We start from the raw sequence: 17,893 nt of genomic DNA on the forward strand, positions 1-17,893 counted from the left end.
CTTGAAGCGCGGCAGCTGCGCGCGTCGAGGCCCGGTCGCGCTCCGTCTCCCGCCTACGAGCGCGGGCCGCGATGTTGGCCGCGCTCAGTCGAGAAACAGATCCGGCAACAGCGCACGCGACGGGTCGACCGCATAACCACTCAGGTCGGTGATGCCGGCCTGGGCCAGGACATCGTCGTCGATCAGGAACTGGCCATGGAATCCAGCCGCCTTGCGCGTCAGCACTGCATGCGCCGCGTCGGCCATGATCTCCGGCCGGCGACACGCGGCCGCGTCCACGCCGTCGATCATGTTGATCGCATCGGTGGCGATCACGGTGCGCGGCCACAGCGCATTGATCGCCACGCCTTGCGGGCCGAACTCGGCTGCCAGCCCCAGGGTCACCAGGCTCATGCCCATCTTTGCCAGGGTGTAGCCGGTATGCGCGCCCCACCACGCCGGGTTCAAGGACGGCGGCGGCGCCAGCGTGAGGATGTGCGGATTGGGCGCCTGCAACAGATGCGGCAGGCACGCCTGTGCGCACAGAAAACTGCCGCGTGCGTTGACCTGCTGCATCAGATCGAAGCGCTTCATCGGCGTGTCCAACGCACCACGCAACCAGATCGCACTGGCATTGTTGACCAGGATGTCGATACCGCCGAAGGCATCGACCGTGGCGGCCACGGCCGCACGCACCTGGTCGTCGTCGCGGATATCGCATTTGAGTGCCAGCGCCTGCCCACCGGCCGCCGTCACCGCCGCGGCCGCGCTATGGATGGTGCCGGGCAACTTGGGATTGGCCACCGCCGATTTGGCCGCAATCGCCACATTGGCCCCATCCCGCGCCGCCCGCAACGCAATCGCCAAGCCAATCCCGCGCGAGGCACCGGTGATGAAGAGGGTTTTGCCGTTTAGGGTCATGGGAATCGGGAGTCGAGAATGGGGGATCGCAAAATCTTAGCGCCTTGTACGTCCAGCAGCCGACGCACGATCAGCTGCCGCGATGCGCCCTACCGATTCCCTACTCCCGATTCCCGAGTCCCGGCACTTCAGGGCTTCGGCCCCTGCCCCTCGTTGTCTTCCCAGTGCAGCACGCGGCGGGTCACGAAGCGATAGATCGGTTTGCCGGTGGCAAACCACAGCTTGCGTACCCAGGAGGTGCGCTTGAGCACGCGGCGTTCCACCGGGGTGATCGCGGCCGGGCAATACATGCGCTTGTGCTTGAGCAGGTGGCGCAGGTCTTCGCGGGCAAGCAGGCGCATCCAGCGCGCACGGGGATTGCCGCGTACCGCCAGCTGGAAATCGATCACCGCCGGGCTGCCGTCGTCCTGCACCAGCCAGTTTGCCTCCTTGGCCAGATCGTTATGCGCCACGCCGCGCCGATGCAACTGCTGCAACAACCTGCGCGCGCAGCGGAAGTAGGCCAGATCGCCACGCGGCGGGCGCCGGTACATCGCATCGCCGGCCAGATAGCTGCGATCCAGATGGCGCCCGTCCCAGCGCAACAGCCGCGGCGTGCGTGGCAAGCCATCCAGCTGGCGCAGGGCCAACGCTTCGCGCCGCGCCAGCCACCAGGCCACTCCGCGCAACAGCCACGGCGCCACGCTCAGGTCGCGCCGCACGAACAGGCGGTCGGCCTCGCGGATCAACAGGATGCGCCCGAAGGTATCGGACTTCAGCGGCAGATTGGCGGCGGGATCGTCACTCATCCCCCATTGTAGGCGGGGCGCCCGCACCGCCACAGCGCGCGTTGCCCCTGCGGTCTTGCCCGCTCGCAACCTGAGGTGAAGCGGCCGGGCCGATGTGATGACGGCGAAGTCACCTCGTCGCCATGCCCACCTATAATCGTGGGATGAATTCATGGATCGACGCCACGCTGGAGTGGATCGGACACCACCCCACCCTGGCTGGCGTGGCGATCTTTGCCATCGCATTTTCCGATGCGGTGATCGTGCTCGGCGCCATCGTGCCGGCGCTGCCGTTGCTGTTCGCCATCGGCGTGCTGATCGGGCTGGGCCAGATCAACGGGCCGTATGCGGTGGCCTGCGCCGCCCTTGGCGCCTTCGCCGGCGATACGCTGAGCTTCTGGGTCGGCCACCGGTGGGGTCACCAGTTGCACACCTACTGGCCGTTCCGCCGCTATCCGCAGTTGCTGGAGCGTGGCGAGCTGCTGTTTCGGCGCAATGCCTTCAAGAGCATCCTGATCGCCCGTTACGTGGGCGCGGTGCGGCCGTTCGTGCCGGCCATCGCCGGCATGTCGCACATGCCGTTCAAGCGCTATCTGGTCGCCAGCGGCCTGGCCTGCATCTCGTGGGCGCTGCTGTTCCTGGTGCCCGGCTGGGTGCTGGGCACTGCCTACGACGCGGTGGCCGCGGTGGCCGGCCGCCTGTTCGTGGTGGTCACCTTGCTGGCTGCAGTGATCGGCCTGGCCTGGGCGATGGTGCTGTACTCCTACCGCTGGTCGGCCGGCCATCTGGATGCCCTGCTGGCGCGGCTGCTGGAGTGGTCGCATCGGCATCCGGTCCTGGGCAACTGGTCGGTGAGCGTGTTCGACCCGCGCCGCCGCGAGTCGGTGCCGCTGGCGATGATGGCGTTGATGCTGTTGCTGCTGGGCTGGGGCTGGTTCGTGTTGCTGATGGTGGTGCTGGCGCATGGCGAGCCGCTGCGCGTGGACCTGGCCGTGCACGATCTGATGCTGGCGCTGCGCAACCCGCTGGCCGACTACCCGATGGTGGCGCTGGCCTCGCTGGGCGACTGGCAGGTGCTGCTGCCGGCGATCGCGGCGGCGATGGGCTACCTGGCCTGGCGGCGCCGCTGGATGGCGGTGACGCATTGGGTGATCGCGCTGGCCTTCGGCCTGGCGTTGACCCAGTTGCTGGGCGCCACCGTGCAGGTGGTGCGCCCGCCGGCGGCCAGCAGCGGTTTCGGGTTTCCGTCGGTGGCGGTCACCATGGCCACGATCGGCTTTGGTTTCTTCGCGCTGCTGATCGCGCGCGAGCTGCCGGGCCGGCGCCGGGTGTGGCCGTATCTGGTCAGTGGCGCAATGGTGTCGCTGATCGGGTTTGCGCGCCTGTACCTGGGCGCACACTGGCTCAGCGACGTGGTCGGCGGCATGCTGTTCGGCATCTTCTGGCTGCTGGTGCTGGGCATCGCCTATCGCCGCCGAGCCACCCGCGCGTTCTGGGTCAAGCCGGTCTCGTGGATCTTCTACGGTGTGTTCCTGACCTGCGCGATCGTGTTCGCGCCGCGCAATCTGGACACCAAACTGGCCAAGTTCGAACCGCCGCCGCCGTTGCTGATGGAATTGCCCGCCAATGACTGGTGGAACGGCCAGTGGCGCCTGCTGCCCGCACGCCGCAATGAATTCGACGACGACCAGCGCTGGCCGCTGGACGTGCAGCTAGCCGGCCCGCTGGCACCGCTGCAGCGCCAGCTGGAAGCACGCGGCTGGCGGGTGCAACCGCAGGCCGGCTGGGAACAGGCGCTGCACCTGCTGGATGTCAGCGGCCGCCCGGACGAGGTGCCGATTCTGCCGGCCACGCTGGACACGCAGGTCGAAGCCCTGCTGATGGTGCGCCACGCGGCGCCCGGCCATGTGCATGTGTTGCGCCTGTGGCCGGCGGCCGCGCGCCTGCAGCCCGGCGCCCAACCCTTGTGGGTGGGCAGCACCCAGACCCTGCGCTACAGCCGGCACTTCAGCCTGATCGGCCTGTGGTATCCGCTGCGCGGGGTCGACCCGGCACTGAGCGCGTTGCGCCAGGCACTGGCCCCCCTGCCGCATCGCCTGGAACAACGTCGACGCTCGCAGGTGCCCGTGATCCTGATCGACAGCAGGTCGGGAAATGCGTTGCGGCCGGAGGACAAGGACAACGCTGCACCGCAGCCGGAAACCACCGCATCCGACCCGGCGGCATCGGCGTCGTCACACCAGCGCCGTTGATCGATCGGGCTACAGCCGCGATCGGCCAGCGACCGCGCTGCAGTACTGTAGACAAGAGCTACTTGCAGCATGTCCCGCGCTGGTAGGCGGGCAAAGGGCCCCTGCAGCCAAGCCGCAGGTCAGCCGCTCTACAACCGACGCATCCGCACCGTTCGATTACCTGAAAGCGTGCGCTTCAGCGCCGCTTGGATACGCACAAGCCGCATTGGTCGAGGCGCGATGCACTCACCACAACACGCCATCCACCGGCTGCATCGGTTCCGGCGCCTGTTCGCCGATTGCCTGCAACGCGTCGATTTCCACCGTGCGGCACATGCTGTCCAGCGGCAGATCGTGGATGGTATTGGCGAACGGGTCGACCAGTTCGTCGCCGATCTTGAGCACCGCCAGGAACATCAGGCCGGCCACGGTCGACCCCACCGGCGTTGCGTATTGCAGCGTCTCCACCAGGCCGATCGGCAGCAGGACGCAGAACAGCCGGGTAAACAGGTTCGGATAGAACCGGTATTGATACGGCAACGGCGTATTCTTCAGGCGCTCCATGCCGCCCTGCGCGTTGGCGATATCCACCAGGATGCGCTCGACACTGGCTTGTTGAATGCTGTCGATCCAGCCATCGCGACGTGCCTGCTCGACGTTGCGTCCGGTGGCGTCGAGCAGGCCGTTGGCGACATTGGTGCGCGTGATCACCGCGGCCACTTCGTCGGCCTGCAGGCGCGGCTCCAGCGCCATCGCCACCGGGAGCCGCCGTAGCTGGCACCGCAACGCATTGACGTAGGCGATCTGGCGCAACGCAATGCTGCGGCCCAGCGCTGCCGCTTCCGGCGCGGACAGGATGCTGATGCTCAAACGCACCAGATTGCGCGATGCATTGATCATCTGGCCCCACAGCACCCGCCCTTCCCACCAGCGCTGATAGGTCGAGTTGGCACGAAAGCCCAGGAACAACGCCAGGGCCGAACCGAAGATGGTCAACGGCAATGCAGGCGCGCGGAACGGCAGCACGTAGTAGATGATCGTGATCAACACGTCCCATACGAACAACACCGCCAGGGTCCGCCAGACCTGACTGAATACATCCGCCACACGCGGTTTGACATCGATGATCAAGGCACACTCCGTGGATCGATAACGAGTGACGCCAATGCGCGCATCCACTGCAGGGATGCCATCGGGAGCGCACTCAAGCGTGGCGAGTGTGCCGTTGCAAGGGTGCAAGCGCGGTGATGGGTCACGCGCGCCGTTGTCTTAGTGTCACGGCATCCAGGCGAGCAACTGGTCCAGGCGCCGGTGCGGATCGTCCTGCTGCAACAGCGACAGACGCTTCTGCTCGGTCAATGGCAGCAGTTCGGCCAGCCGCCAGCCGACCCATGCCGCCTGGTCCAGCAGCTCAGGCCCGGCGGAGGCAAATTCGCCACCGACCTGTTCGAGCAGGCGCTCGAGCACGGTTGCCAGCAGGCCATGCTCGGGGCGCAATTCGTCGTCGCTGTCGGGTTCGCACCAGCTCACCTCGCCGACCACCAACCCATTGTCGCGGATGCGCGAACGCCGTACGTGAAAGCGACGCGTGCCGCGCAGGCGCAACACCAGCACGCCGTCGGCGCCGACATCGAAATCCTCGATACGCACTTCGGTGCCGAATGCAGCCGGCGTTGCCGGCACGCCGACCTCGGTGCCATCCAGGATCAGGCACACACCGAAGCTGCTGCCCGTGCGGCCGCTCTCGCGCACCAGATCCAGGTAGCGGCGCTCGAACACGCGCAGGCCCATCGCCGCACCCGGCAACAGCACGCTGTGCAACGGAAACAATGGCAGGGCGCTGGTGTCGGCGGTGGTCGTGAGGTCGGTCATCGGGACAATTGCGCCAGAAAGCGACGCGGCGCGCCATCGAAACCGCCATTGGACATGAACACCACATGGTCGCCCGGCTGCGCAATCTCGCCCAGGGTCTGCAGCAGTGCTTCCACGTCATGCGCCACATGCGCATCACCGCGCACCTGCGCGATGATCGGTGCGGCATCCCAGGCCAGTTCGGGCCGATGCAGGAACACCACCGCATCGGCATCGCGCAACGACGGCGCCAACGCCTGCGCATGCGCGCCCGCCCGCATCGAATTACTGCGCGGCTCCATCGCCACCAGCACGCGCGCCGCGCCGACCTTCGCACGCAGGCCCTGCAAGGTGGTCGCAATCGCGGTGGGGTGATGGGCGAAGTCGTCGTATACGGTGATGTCGCCTGCCTGCCCCAGCAGCTCCAACCGCCGCTTGACGCTCTGAAAGCGCGCCAGCGCCGGCATCACCGTTGCCGGATCCACGCCCACCGCATGCACGGCCGCCAGTGCTGCCAACCCATTGAGCACGTTATGCCGCCCGACCAGCGGCCACTGCACCTGGCCGATCTCCACCCCACGCTGCAGCACCGCGAACGCGCTGCCGTCGGCGGCGATCAAGCGTGCGCTCCAGTCGAGCGCCGCATCGAAACCGAAGCGTTCCACCGGCGTCCAGCAGCCCATCGCCAGCACCTCGGCCAGGCGCGCATCCTCGCCGTTGACGATCAGCCGCCCGCGCGCCGGCACCGTGCGCACCAGATGATGGAACTGGCGCTGGATCGCGGCCACGTCCGGAAAGATATCGGCGTGGTCGTACTCGAGGTTGTTGAGGATCGCCACCAGCGGCCGGTAGTGCACGAACTTGCTGCGCTTGTCGAAGAAGGCGGTGTCGTATTCGTCGGCTTCCACCACGAACTCGCGCCCCTGGCCCAGCCGCGCCGATACGCCGAAGTCTTCGGCCACGCCACCGATCAGAAAACCCGGTGCGCGCCCGGCGGCGTCCAGCAGATAGCTCAGGATGGTGGTGGTGGTGGTCTTGCCGTGGGTGCCGGCAACGGCCAGGGTGTCGCGGCCCGGCAACACCTGCTCGGCCAGCCACTGCGCACCGGAGCTATAGCGACGGCCCGCGTCGAGCACCGCTTCCACTGCCGGGTTGCCGCGCGACAAGGCATTGCCGATGACGACATCGCTTGCATCTGCCGAGATATTGGACGGCGCGTAGCCTTGTGCCAGCGCGATGCCAAGGGTTTCCAGCTGGGTGGACATCGGCGGATAGATGGCCTGGTCACTGCCCTCTACCTGCCAGCCCAGTTCGCGCGCAAGGGCGGCGACACCGCCCATGAAGGTCCCGGCAATGCCGAGGATGTGGAGTTTGGTCATGGGCCGCATTGTCGCCGATCGCCGGAGTTGCGGGACATTCCACGCAACCGCCGACCGTGTTGTCAGGAAACCCCTACCGCACTGTCAGGAATTTCCCGATATGAGAACTGCGTCACATCCATCACTATGCTGAACGCCAGTCGCAGCACCCCTTTGGTCCTACTCCCCAAGAGGCCAAATCCCCAGGGAGCTCATGCTGTGGGGCTCTGAGCAAGCTCATTACTGGCGTTATTCTGCCCCGGTCGTCTTGTACGCCCGGGGTTTTTCTTTTGCGCAATCAATGGGTTGTGACGCCACGCCGGCCGCCAGCGCATCTGTGCGGGCCAGGCGTACTGCCCGGCCCATCCACCCCGGCTCAGCGACCGAGCGCGGTGCCGATACGCTCCAGCACTTCATCCAGCGTGCCCACCCCGTCCACGCGTGCCAGCTTGCCGCGCTGTTCGTAGAAACCGATCACCGGCGCCGTGGAATCGGTATAGACCTGCAGGCGCTTGCGCACCGACTCGGGATTGTCGTCCTCGCGGCCCTCGGCCTTGGCGCGGCCGGCAATGCGCTCGACCAGCAATTCGCTGGCCACATCCAGCTGCACCACCGCATCCAGCGGCTGACCGATCTTGCCGAGCAGGTCGTCCAGCGCATTGGCCTGCGCCACGTTGCGCGGATAGCCGTCGAGAATGAAGCCCTTGGCGACATCGGCCTGACCAAGCCGCGCCTCCAGCATGCCGAGCAGGATCTCGTCGGAAACCAGATCGCCGCGTGCCATCACTTCCTTGGCCTTCAGGCCCAGCGGTGAGCCGGCGGCCACTTCGGCACGCAGCAGATCGCCGGTGGAAATATGCGGGATCCCAAACTTGTCTTTGAGACGTGTCGCCTGGGTGCCCTTGCCCGAACCGGGCGGTCCCAACAGAACCAATCGCATCAGTGGACTCCACTTTCGAATAAAAACGCGTTGCGGTTGGCGGCGTTAGACTCAGGTCTTCGCCAGCGCTGACCGTATGGTCGTGCAGCTTACCGCATCCGGGGAATGTCCCGGCACTGTCCCCTGCGCCATCGCCCATGTAAGGAGCCCGTCCCCTATGTCCACTGGCAACTTGCTGTACGCCCAATCCGGCGGCGTCACTGCCGTCATCAACGCCACCGCCGCCGGTGTGATCACCGAGGCGCGCGCACGCAAGGTCAAGGTACTGGCCGCACGCAACGGCATCCTGGGCGCCTTGCGCGAGGAGCTGATCGACACCTCGAAGGAGTCCGCCGCCACGATCGCCGCACTGGCGCAGACTCCGGGCGGCGCGTTCGGCTCGTGCCGCTACAAGCTCAAGTCGCTGGAAGAAGACAGTGCCAAATACGAGCGCCTGCTCGAGGTGCTGCGCGCGCACGACGTGCGCTGGTTCCTCTACAACGGCGGCAACGACTCGGCCGACACCGCGTGGAAGGTCTCGCAGCTGGCCAAGGCCTATGGTTACCCGCTGCACTGCATCGGCGTGCCCAAGACCATCGACAACGATCTGGCGGTGACCGACACCTGCCCCGGCTTCGGCTCGGCGGCCAAGTACACCGCGGTGTCGGTCCGCGAGGCCGCACTGGATGTCGCCGCCATGGCCGACACCTCCACCAAGGTCTTCATCTATGAGGCGATGGGCCGCCACGCCGGCTGGCTCGCTGCTGCCGCAGGCCTGGCCGGCCAGGGCCCGGACGATGCACCGCAGATCATCCTGCTGCCCGAGCGTGCCTACGACCAGGCGGTGTTTCTGGCCAAGGTCAAGCAGGTAGTGGAAAAAGTCGGCTGGTGCGTGGTCGTGGCCAGCGAAGGCATCCAGGACGCGCAGGGCCGTTTCGTCGCCGATGCCGGCGGCGCGACCGACTCGTTCGGCCATGCGCAACTCGGCGGCGTGGCCTCGTTCCTGGCAGCGCAGGTCAAGCAGGAACTCGGCTACAAGGTGCACTGGACGCTGCCCGATTACCTGCAGCGTTCCGCACGCCACCTGGCGTCAAAGACCGACTGGGAACAGGCCCAGGCCGTGGGCAAGGCGGCGGTGCAATACGCCCTCAAGGGCATGAACGCGGTGATCCCGGTGATCGAACGCGTCAGCGACACGCCGTACCGCTGGAAGATCGTGCCCGCCCCGCTGCACAAGGTGGCCAACCACGAAAAGAAGATGCCGCCCAGCTTCCTGCGCAAGGACGGCTTCGGCATCACCGATAAGGCGCGCCGCTACTTCGCCCCGCTGATCAAGGGCGAGGCGCCGCTGGCCTACGGCAGCGACGGCCTGCCGAAGTATGTGGCGCTGAAGAATGTGGCGGTGGCGAAGAAATTGCCGGTGTGGGAGGGCTGACAGGGGGAGCATAGCCTCCAGCCCGGGCGCCCGCGGCACCGCTGGCGCTTCGGCGGCGCAGGGGTGCAACCGACTCCGGCTGTTGAAGCCAAGGGCGTGTGTGGCTTGCCGTCCGATCCGGCTGAGTCCGTGCCGCACCCGCTGCCTACTGACCGGGGCTGGCAAAGGAAAGGGCCACGCAGGCAAATGCCGCGATCGACTGTAGGGATTTTCCTACACAAACGGGCAGAGCAAGCCGGGCCGCGCCCGGACGGCTCCCCCCAGGAGTACAGCCTGACCTCATTAGTAGAATTTTGGTTAAGTGTGTGCCACAGTTCGCACCAAACCTGCCTCATCGCGCATAGGGATAATGGCTTCAGCAGGCAATCCTCTCCAACACCCCGAGGCGGCAGCCCCTGTCGCAGGTGCCTGCGCGCCGAAAGAAGCGGCCTCACTCAGTCGCGACGAGCCGATGATTTATAACGCCAGCGCTGCTGGCTGACCAAGCAAGCGGCCTTCACTTTTGTCCCCGCTGCACTGCTCCTGCCAACTATCTATACCGTAAAGATCGACGAGACTCGCCATGACCGCACGTTCCCGCCGCCCCCGCCATCCGATTTCCCGCCTTGCCGCCGGCCTGCTGCTAACCATTGGGCTGTGCGTAGGGCCCGCCAACGCGCAAGTAGTCGTCATTAACCCGACGGGAGAGTCGAAGGATATCGCGGAATATGCGGAACAGGCCAAGCGATGGACCGACACGGCCAAGCAGTATCAACAACAGCTGCAGCATTATCAGCAGCAGCTCATCAAGTGGCAGCGTCTGCAGTTCAATGAGCCTGGACTGGAAAACAAATTTGTCACGCGCAATTTGAATCATGGGCTGGACGCCTATTGTCCCGGAGCTTCCGGCATTGCCGGTCTTTTTGAAAAAATGGCACCGATTTCACTGGATTCGCTTACTGGCAACAATTTGCAGAAAACGCAAAACGAAATTTGCAAGCAAATTGTGGTAGCACAAAACTCGCAGTACAACGAGGCGATTTTGATGATCCAGCGCCTGGTGGAACGTTCCAGAGACTTCGAACGTGTGCAACGCCAGCGCGATAAGGTGGGAGACAAGGAGGGTGCGCTCGCTGCGAACGACAACGAAATTCGGCGTTATGCGGCACGCAACGCGATGGAGCTCACCCACTGGGAAGCCAGGATGAAGGCCTATGACATCTACATTGCAGGCCTCAAGGATGACCAGAGCCTGCTGGCCAAGCGCGCGCTGGAAGGTGACAAGAACGACATCCTCGGGCAGGTCATCCAGGCAGCTGCGTTAAAGATTGCGCTGTCCAAGTAAATGAATTAGCAGGCAACCAAAGCCTCATCACGGTACATAGGCAGACAGCAATGGACGTTTTTTTTCAGGGCGGGATGAACTGGTTGCAGCCGCTGGCGGACGCCAACCTTGGCGACTTCGTTTTCTTCAAACTGGTCAGCGATTATTTCAACCAGGAAATCCAGACCTTCGGCCTCGATTTGATGAAGGAGACCATGAAGTGGGTCAGCACGATCGCGCTGACGGTAACCACGCTCTGGATCCTGATTCTGGGCTACCGCATCGCCACCGGGCAATCGCGCGAGAGTGCGATGGCCACCATGGTCAAGGCCGCCAAGGTCGCCATCATCATCAGCGTGGCCTCGGCAGTCGGGGCCAATGGAGCCATGCTGCACAAGACCATGACCCAAAACTTGGACAAGGAAATCCACGGTCTGTTCACCGGTGACGACGACAGCACCGCTGAGGACGCTATCGACGATAACCTGGCCTACACCCAGCTCGCCTTGGCGGCGCTGGATGCAGTCCGGGTAGATGCCAGCGAGCCGGAGATGCTGGAGAAAAAAGGCAGGGCCGTGATGTTGGCGGGCTTTGGCACCGCCAGCCCACCGATGGCCGCCGGCGCGATGTTGTTGCTGTTCAAGTTCACCATGGCCTTCTTGATCGGCGTCGGGCCGATCTTTATCCTGGCGTTGGTTTTCGACCAGACCAAGGACCTGTTCAAGAAGTGGCTGTTCTACCTCATCGGCACCTTGTTTTCGATGGCTATGCTGTCGGTGGTCACGGCCATGGTGCTCAAGTTCACCGCCAAGGTGGCCGCGGCCTACTGGGCTGTCAAGTTCATTAAATTCGGCGATGCCGAAGGCTTGTCCAGCCAGGCCCTGCAGCAAGGCGGCATCGGCCTGATCATGACCATGCTCATCATCACCGTCCCCACCATCGCCGCCGCGCTATGGCAGGGCAATATGGGCACGTTCATGGCCTACTCGGCGTTTGGGACTGCAGCAAGCCCTGGACCGCAGGGACAGCCGGCTGGGTCGTATATGCCGCAGCAGGTGGCTAAGGGCAGCGAGCAACCGCAAAGCGGAGGCGCAGGCAACACCTCGCATGCGACATCTAAAATTACTGGTGCAACACCTATGCAATTATCACAGCCAACCGGCTCACGCGGACAAGCTGGGCAGCAAGATGCTTAGTCTTTTTTGCAAGATCAAAAACTCACCTGTTGTGACGGCCACAATGACCAGAAACCCCGCGGCCATTCTTATTTTTTCATTTTTTTTTGTTTCCGGTGACGTACTTGCCCAAGGCTGTCCAGTTGGGCAATATCAAATTGGAGGCCAAGGGGCTGTCGCATGCGCACCTATCCCTCAAGGAGCCCCAATTCAACGGGACCCACGTCCTAGCGGCAAATGGATCAAAACTTGGGGTGCAATTGCCGGTGACGGCAATGAGAACTTAGGCGTATCTACTGGAAATTTCAAAAAATCTGAAGCTCAACAAGATGCGCTGGAAAAGTGCGAAGAAGCAAGCAAGAAAAAATGCAACGTCCTTTATGTTTATGAAAACCGGTGTGCAGCAATCGCTGAACCCGAGCTTCGGGGATCTATTATAAGGGGCTTTGCAGCCGGCCCATCAATTGAGGTCGCAAGTAAAAATGCGATTTCGTTTTGCAAAAAATCAAATTCCGGCAGCCAGTGCAAGACAATATATACAGCGTGTACCGAACCAGTTTTTGAGAGCTTTTAAGCGCAACATGGGCGGGATGCCGCCTCAAGTATCCTCACCGGCCGACTCACTCGGACAAACGGGACGAAGTGTCGCTCAGAGCATTCATTGACACATTGCACATCTAAATTTTTTCATCAAAATTTACGGGCAAGGCGGTCATGAGGATTTTCGCCCTATTGGCTTTCCTGATTTTATTTTTCCCCATAACTTCCCGGGCGCAAGGCTGTCCGGCTGGACAATATCCAATTGGCGGCCAAGGAGCCGTCGCATGCGCACCCATGCCGCAATCAGGCTCCGCCATGCCTCAGGAACCACGCCCGCTTGGTAAGTGGATTAAAACTTGGGGAGCGATTGCTCTTGGCACTATTGATTCCACTCCCTATTATGGAGTGCCGACAGGGGCGTTATCAGAGTCGGAAGCCAAACAACAGTCTTTAGAACGTTGCGCGAAGCTTGGGGCAAAAAACTGCCGTGTCACGCTAACTTATCAGAATCAATGTGCAGCTATAAGTGAACCACAACTTGATGGAAAACCAAATCCTGATGGGTTAGTTCAATTTATAGGAAGATCAACTAAAGCAAAAGCATCCGAAGATGCTTTACATCAGTGCGAAAAAAGGAATCCTGGCATGCAGTGCAAGGTTATTTATCAGGAATGCTCAGAACCGGTCTTTAAAAAATATTAGCTATATCACACTAAATTTATCAAGCAAACTGACGCCATCTTTCTGATTTCGAAGCAAGGATTACAATCTAAAGGAGTTGATAGTAGGCGACCCCAAAGAACTTTAGATTAATTATAAATCCATTACTGCGGGCCTTAACGCCCCAGTCTCCAGCATAGACCGGCGGTCACCATGAGATCATTTCTTGCTACAACAATGATCCGTTTACGCTCTGCGTCTTTATGCTCCGACTCGTTATTGGCTGCCCCTAGCTTCACAAAACCCTACTTTATTCAATGCAGCATTCGCATAGATTTTTGCACGGGTCGCCTTATCGCATGCCACCGTGGTTGTGCCGCAGGATGCTTTAGGTGCCGCGCAGCAGATAACTCGCACTTCATAGGAGCGATGCAGTGGTAGAACACTCTTCCTCCATAATGCTGATTTGGTATCGGTCAGCCGAGAGCCTGCGCAATCTCCCAATCGTCGTTGTCTTAACGCTCACGCTCACTGCCAGCCTTCTTGCCTTAGCTCACGCACAACGTTTACCCACTTTCTTGTGCTCGCACACTCTGGAGCCAGAGTGGGGGGCGGCGATGCACATTGCCGTTGCACTACTGCTGACGGCGTAGATTGCACAAAACCTTCGCAAATCAGGATAAACAGACTGCGGAATTACGACAGTTGCACAATACAAGTTTCAACAACGCGTTGATGCTCCTATTAACCGTTGGCGCGGCATACACCCCTTGGCGATGCCATCTAGTGATGCAACTCCCGGAGTTCGGGCTGATTTTCGGCTTCCTACACATTGCAGGGTATTGCGCAGCCCTAACATCAACCGTAGTGCTCGTCAGCTGGGTGATGGGATCACCGTTGCCGAGCGGTCTGCACGGTGCACAATGGTGACATGAACAGCTATCTGAAGATCAAGATTTTGGGCTACCTTTTCCTCACGTTCCTGGCAGGGTGCAATCCCATGAACGCTGCTTCTGAGAAACACGAAACCGACGCGACGCCCGTCGACGGCGAACCTGTCTATCGCAAGAATCCGAATCCGACGCAAGCGTACCGAATAACGATGACCATCGAGGATGCGCCGGGGCCGTTTGAATGGATCTCAGGTACGGCCTTCTACCAGATGACTAACCACAAGCAATGTACTCCAATTGAGCCCATTGCCGGGGTGTGGAACAAGCCTGATGAAGATGGCATCCCCATTCACTTTGAGAAGCGCGATGCCTCCATTTACGTCGCGACGATCTATGCCGATGGCATGATTGATGCAGACTACTATGCCAAGGGAGTCTGCCGATGGGAACTCACTAGCATAGATGTTTCGTTAAAGGCTACCGGGAGACACGAAGAAACCAGGTTTCAGCCAGGCTTATACAAAGATAAATTATGGAGCGGCATTCCGGCTACGACCTATTTCTGGTCAGGTGGGTATCCCGAAGATGAGATGAGCGACTACCCCGACTCCGGCCACTCAGACCCAAGTCAATTCAAGGAAGATTTGCGCAAGCAGTTGTTCAAAGTGACTTTGATAGCCAGAAAGGACGCACTATGACTCTGACCGCACAACAATATGCTGCGCTGGCAAGTGATGTTTATAAAAAGCCAGATGAAACGGGCGAAAATAGTCGAACCGCAAATATCGGCGGCGTTCCCTATAAGCGGCTCGAATACGTTGATACTCCGTCCGGCTATCAGGGAACCATCTATCAGCGGCTAGATACAGGTGAAATTGTCGTCGCCCATCGCGGCACCGAATTTGATCGTCAACCCAAACAAGATGGCGCCTACGCAGATGGTGGCATGGTTGCAACTCGTCACAATAACCAAGCTGCTGATGCAATTGAACTCACCCGACATGCAATGGAGATAGCTGAGCGGCGAGGCAAGCGTGACGAGCATACACCGGTAGTCACCGTTACTGGCCACTCCCTCGGCGGCAACCTTGCGCAGGTGAGCGCACACCACTTCGGCATCAAGGGCGAGACTTTCAACGCCTACGGCGCGGTCAGCTTGGACCGGCGCATTCCCGAAGGCGGCACCGATGTCATCAATCACGTGATGGCCGGCGATGCGGTCAGTGCCGCCAGCAGACATTACGGCCAAGTGAAGCTCTATGCCACGCCGCAGGAGATCGCTTTGCTGGAACAGGCCGGTTACAACAACACCCGCAGCGTGCTGGACGCGCGTAATCCTCTTGTGGCCATTCCGCTCGGCGAATCGCACCGCATCCACAATTTCCTGCCGGTCGATGGTGATGGTAAGCCGGATCGATCGGTACTAGAACACCCCGAAGCGCAGCAGTTGGCCCAGCAATATGCACCTTTGATCGACAAGTATCGCGACGATGTTGGGTCGATGCGACTTGGCGCCACTCTCGGTGCACGTAGCATGCAGGCGATGACCCTGGCCGATGGCATTAATTACATGCGCGGCACGCTGGCACCGGGCGCCGGACATACGGAGATAGCAGCGGCGCGTTGGAAGGAGCTGCAAGAGCGGATGCAAACCGAGCACGCACCGATGTATTTCCCGCCAGGTTGGAAGATGCTGTTAGGCAGGTCGCCTGAGCGCTGCGTTGAGCCCACGCCCGCATCGATACCCAACGATCCTCTTTACCAAGCCATCCACAGCAAGCTCCCCGCCGGCACTTCGCCGGCAGAGGCCATGTACGCCACCGTCGAGGCCAAACGCGCTGGCATCCTCGACGTCGGCCAGCTGCGTAGCGTCACCGTGCAGGACGGCAATGCCTGGATCATCGGCAACACGCCGGGATTCCGGGCCAAAGTGGACCTGTCGGCTGACGTGCCGCCGCTGCAGGAGAGCCTGCAAAACTCGCGCGCACTGGACGCGCAGCGATCGCAGGCGGACATGACTCAGCAATCGCCTGCACGTGTAATGTAAGGCCATGATCGAGCGGATCACACCGATGACTGCCCAGTTGCCGACTGTTACGGCAGCTCGGTGCGCGCCGCGTGGGACGCGCTGGTTGCAGCCCCTGGTGGACGCCACGCTCGGCGACTTCGTCTTCTTCAAACTGGTCAACGATTACTTCAACCGGGAAATCCAGGATTTCGGCCTTGAACTGATGAAACGGGCCATGAAGTGGGTCAGCACGATCGCGCTGACAGTGACCACGCTGTGGATCCTGATTCTGGGTTACCGCATCGCCACCGGGCAGTCGCGCGAGAGTGCGATGGCCACCATGGTCAAAGCCGCCAAGGTCGCGGTCATCATCAGCATTGCCTCGGCCCTCGGGGTCAACGGCGCCATGCTGCACCAGACCATGACCCAGAACCTGGACAAGGAAATCCACCGCCTGTTCACCGGCGATGAGGGCACTGCCGCCGATGCCATCGACGAGAACTTGGCGTACACGCAGGTCGCAATGGCCACACTGGATGCGGTGCGCGTAGATCCGGCCCAGCCGGAAGTGCTCGAGAAAAAAGGTCGCGCCATGCTGATGGCAGGCTTCGGCACCGCCAGCCCACCGATGGCCGCCGGCGCGATGTTGTTGCTGTTCAAGTTCACCATGGCTTTCTTGATCGGCATCGGACCGATCTTCATCCTGGCGCTGATCTTCGACCAGACCAAGGACCTGTTCAAGAAGTGGCTGTTCTACGTCATCGGTACGTTGTTCTCAATGTCAATGCTGTCGGTCGTGACGGCCATGGTGCTTAAGTTCACCGCCAAGGTCGCCGCCGCCTACTGGGTGGTCAAGTTCATTCCTCTGGCCAGTGCCGAAGGCCTCTCCAGCCAGGCCCTGCAGCAGGGCGGCATCGGCCTGATCATGACCATGCTCATCATCACCGTCCCCACCATCGCCGCCGCGCTATGGCAGGGCAATATGGGCACGCTCCTGTCCTACACTGCATTCAACAACACAGCAGCCCCGGGACCTCAGGGCCAGCCCGCTGGGTCGTATATGCCGCAGCAAGTTGGCAGAGATAGCACTAGGCAATCCAGCGAGTTCAATGGCGCGAACGGAACTAATGCAAATGCTGCGCGAATTCCAGAACAGAATACACCTTCTCCACAGGTTGGATACCGCGGTTTAGCAGGCACCAAAGATACTAATGTTAGCTGACTAGCACGGGTCTAACAGACTATGAGAATTTCGATCTTTCTAGTTTTTTTATCATTTCTTTTTTCCGCGACTGCTCAAGCAGAGCAAGGCTGCCCTCCTGGCCAATACCCTATCGGTGGACAAGGCGTTGCTGCGTGCGCGCCTATCCCCGGAGGGAATACTCAAAACACAACCGAGCCCCGCCCGCTTGGCAAGTGGATAAAGACTTGGGGGTCCGTTGCAATAGGGTCACTTGGCTTAGAAAGAAATCTCGGCGTAACCACTGGAAAATTATCCAAGAAGGAAGCTGAAAGCGATGCTCTAGCTCGCTGCGCAAAGCACGGCGAAAAAGATTGCAAAATTGGACTGACGTACAGAAACCAATGTATAGCTATTGGGGAGCCACAGATTAACGGCAAACCAAACTTAGTCGGGAATGTACAATTCTTTACCGACCAGACGATCGAGCAAGCCTCAGCTTCGGCGCAAAACGCATGTGAAAGAAGAAATCCAGCAAGCCAATGCAAAGTAATTTACACAGCTTGCTCAGAGCCAATATTTAAATCTTATTAAACCTATCTCCTATGAACTGATAAGCCAGTTCTCGACTGCTGCGGATCCTCCAAAATCGTGTTATCGAGTCAGCGCAGCG

16 protein-coding genes are annotated in these 17,893 nt (G+C 61.2%); 10 read left to right on the top strand and 6 right to left on the bottom strand.

Going from position 1 to position 17,893, the window contains the following annotated elements:
• Positions 1-84: 84 nt before the first annotated feature.
• Both H7A87_RS15710 and H7A87_RS15715 read right to left on the bottom strand, forming a co-directional pair.
• Positions 85-900, bottom strand: coding sequence for an NAD(P)-dependent oxidoreductase (locus H7A87_RS15710; protein WP_104584049.1), 816 nt, complete (start codon positions 898-900; stop codon positions 85-87).
• Between the two features lie 128 nt (positions 901-1,028).
• The gene (locus H7A87_RS15715) at positions 1,029-1,688 is read right to left on the bottom strand and encodes a serine/threonine-protein kinase (protein ID WP_119127444.1); all 660 of its coding nucleotides are present in this window, start codon (positions 1,686-1,688) and stop codon (positions 1,029-1,031) included.
• A gap of 143 nt (positions 1,689-1,831) precedes the next feature.
• Between H7A87_RS15715 and H7A87_RS15720 the strand changes: the two genes are divergently transcribed.
• The gene (locus H7A87_RS15720; protein WP_119127442.1) at positions 1,832-3,919 is read left to right on the top strand and encodes a bifunctional DedA family/phosphatase PAP2 family protein; all 2,088 of its coding nucleotides are present in this window, start codon (positions 1,832-1,834) and stop codon (positions 3,917-3,919) included.
• A 225-nt stretch (positions 3,920-4,144) separates the two neighbouring features.
• Here the strand turns inward: H7A87_RS15720 and H7A87_RS15725 are convergent, their stop codons facing one another.
• The 4 genes from H7A87_RS15725 to H7A87_RS15740 form a co-directional block, all read right to left on the bottom strand.
• Positions 4,145-5,029, bottom strand: a complete 885-nt coding sequence (locus tag H7A87_RS15725; RefSeq protein ID WP_104584046.1) for a bestrophin family ion channel — start codon at positions 5,027-5,029, stop codon at positions 4,145-4,147.
• Positions 5,030-5,173: 144 nt separating this feature from the next.
• Complete coding sequence (locus tag H7A87_RS15730; RefSeq protein ID WP_119127440.1) at positions 5,174-5,770, bottom strand: LON peptidase substrate-binding domain-containing protein; 597 nt, start codon at positions 5,768-5,770, stop codon at positions 5,174-5,176.
• Entirely contained in the window at positions 5,767-7,137 is a 1,371-nt protein-coding gene (mpl, locus tag H7A87_RS15735) for a UDP-N-acetylmuramate:L-alanyl-gamma-D-glutamyl-meso-diaminopimelate ligase (RefSeq protein WP_180496755.1), read from the bottom strand. Before mpl ends, H7A87_RS15730 begins: the two co-directional genes overlap by 4 nt.
• Before the next feature lie 346 nt (positions 7,138-7,483).
• Positions 7,484-8,047, bottom strand: a complete 564-nt coding sequence (locus H7A87_RS15740) for an adenylate kinase (protein WP_104648828.1) — start codon at positions 8,045-8,047, stop codon at positions 7,484-7,486.
• Positions 8,048-8,204: 157 nt separating this feature from the next.
• Here H7A87_RS15740 and H7A87_RS15745 point away from each other — a divergent pair, with 157 nt between their 5' ends.
• The 9 genes from H7A87_RS15745 to H7A87_RS15785 all read left to right on the top strand — a co-directional run bounded on the left by H7A87_RS15745 (position 8,205) and on the right by H7A87_RS15785 (position 17,814).
• Positions 8,205-9,461, top strand: coding sequence for a 6-phosphofructokinase (locus H7A87_RS15745; RefSeq protein WP_119127438.1), 1,257 nt, complete (start codon positions 8,205-8,207; stop codon positions 9,459-9,461).
• 562 nt (positions 9,462-10,023) lie between these two features.
• A complete protein-coding gene (locus H7A87_RS15750; protein WP_119127436.1) occupies positions 10,024-10,785 on the top strand; it encodes a hypothetical protein in 762 nt (253 codons plus the stop codon).
• A gap of 50 nt (positions 10,786-10,835) precedes the next feature.
• A complete protein-coding gene (locus H7A87_RS15755) occupies positions 10,836-11,960 on the top strand; it encodes a type IV secretion system protein (protein WP_119127434.1) in 1,125 nt (374 codons plus the stop codon).
• 43 nt (positions 11,961-12,003) lie between these two features.
• Positions 12,004-12,513, top strand: a complete 510-nt coding sequence (locus tag H7A87_RS15760) for a DUF4189 domain-containing protein (RefSeq protein WP_119127432.1) — start codon at positions 12,004-12,006, stop codon at positions 12,511-12,513.
• 140 nt (positions 12,514-12,653) lie between these two features.
• Positions 12,654-13,181 (top strand): DUF4189 domain-containing protein, encoded by a 528-nt coding sequence (locus H7A87_RS15765; protein ID WP_119127430.1) that lies wholly within the window; start codon positions 12,654-12,656, stop codon positions 13,179-13,181.
• 889 nt (positions 13,182-14,070) lie between these two features.
• Positions 14,071-14,730, top strand: a complete 660-nt coding sequence (locus H7A87_RS15770; RefSeq protein ID WP_115678056.1) for a hypothetical protein — start codon at positions 14,071-14,073, stop codon at positions 14,728-14,730.
• The gene (locus H7A87_RS15775; protein WP_119127428.1) at positions 14,727-16,079 is read left to right on the top strand and encodes a DUF6792 domain-containing protein; all 1,353 of its coding nucleotides are present in this window, start codon (positions 14,727-14,729) and stop codon (positions 16,077-16,079) included. Before H7A87_RS15770 ends, H7A87_RS15775 begins: the two co-directional genes overlap by 4 nt.
• Positions 16,080-16,104: 25 nt before the next feature.
• Positions 16,105-17,262: a type IV secretion system protein gene (locus H7A87_RS15780; protein WP_119127979.1), complete on the top strand. Its 1,158-nt coding sequence runs from the start codon at positions 16,105-16,107 to the stop codon at positions 17,260-17,262.
• A gap of 21 nt (positions 17,263-17,283) precedes the next feature.
• Entirely contained in the window at positions 17,284-17,814 is a 531-nt protein-coding gene (locus H7A87_RS15785; RefSeq protein ID WP_119127426.1) for a DUF4189 domain-containing protein, read from the top strand.
• Positions 17,815-17,893: the final 79 nt, after the last annotated feature.

Source organism: Xanthomonas sp. CPBF 426 (assembly GCF_903989465.1).
GTDB classification, from domain to species: Bacteria; Pseudomonadota; Gammaproteobacteria; order Xanthomonadales; family Xanthomonadaceae; genus Xanthomonas; species Xanthomonas euroxanthea.

Coding starts and splice junctions, on each gene's coding strand:
- H7A87_RS15720 (WP_119127442.1), top strand. CDS start 1,832: ATGAATTCATGGATCGACGCCACGCTGGAGTGGATCGGACACCACCCC.
- H7A87_RS15730 (WP_119127440.1), bottom strand. CDS start 5,770: ATGACCGACCTCACGACCACCGCCGACACCAGCGCCCTGCCATTGTTT.
- H7A87_RS15780 (WP_119127979.1), top strand. CDS start 16,105: ATGACTGCCCAGTTGCCGACTGTTACGGCAGCTCGGTGCGCGCCGCGT.
- H7A87_RS15745 (WP_119127438.1), top strand. CDS start 8,205: ATGTCCACTGGCAACTTGCTGTACGCCCAATCCGGCGGCGTCACTGCC.
- H7A87_RS15770 (WP_115678056.1), top strand. CDS start 14,071: ATGAACAGCTATCTGAAGATCAAGATTTTGGGCTACCTTTTCCTCACG.
- H7A87_RS15785 (WP_119127426.1), top strand. CDS start 17,284: ATGAGAATTTCGATCTTTCTAGTTTTTTTATCATTTCTTTTTTCCGCG.
- H7A87_RS15775 (WP_119127428.1), top strand. CDS start 14,727: ATGACTCTGACCGCACAACAATATGCTGCGCTGGCAAGTGATGTTTAT.
- H7A87_RS15765 (WP_119127430.1), top strand. CDS start 12,654: ATGAGGATTTTCGCCCTATTGGCTTTCCTGATTTTATTTTTCCCCATA.
- H7A87_RS15740 (WP_104648828.1), bottom strand. CDS start 8,047: ATGCGATTGGTTCTGTTGGGACCGCCCGGTTCGGGCAAGGGCACCCAG.
- H7A87_RS15760 (WP_119127432.1), top strand. CDS start 12,004: ATGACCAGAAACCCCGCGGCCATTCTTATTTTTTCATTTTTTTTTGTT.
- mpl (WP_180496755.1), bottom strand. CDS start 7,137: ATGCGGCCCATGACCAAACTCCACATCCTCGGCATTGCCGGGACCTTC.
- H7A87_RS15710 (WP_104584049.1), bottom strand. CDS start 900: ATGACCCTAAACGGCAAAACCCTCTTCATCACCGGTGCCTCGCGCGGG.
- H7A87_RS15750 (WP_119127436.1), top strand. CDS start 10,024: ATGACCGCACGTTCCCGCCGCCCCCGCCATCCGATTTCCCGCCTTGCC.
- H7A87_RS15755 (WP_119127434.1), top strand. CDS start 10,836: ATGGACGTTTTTTTTCAGGGCGGGATGAACTGGTTGCAGCCGCTGGCG.
- H7A87_RS15715 (WP_119127444.1), bottom strand. CDS start 1,688: ATGAGTGACGATCCCGCCGCCAATCTGCCGCTGAAGTCCGATACCTTC.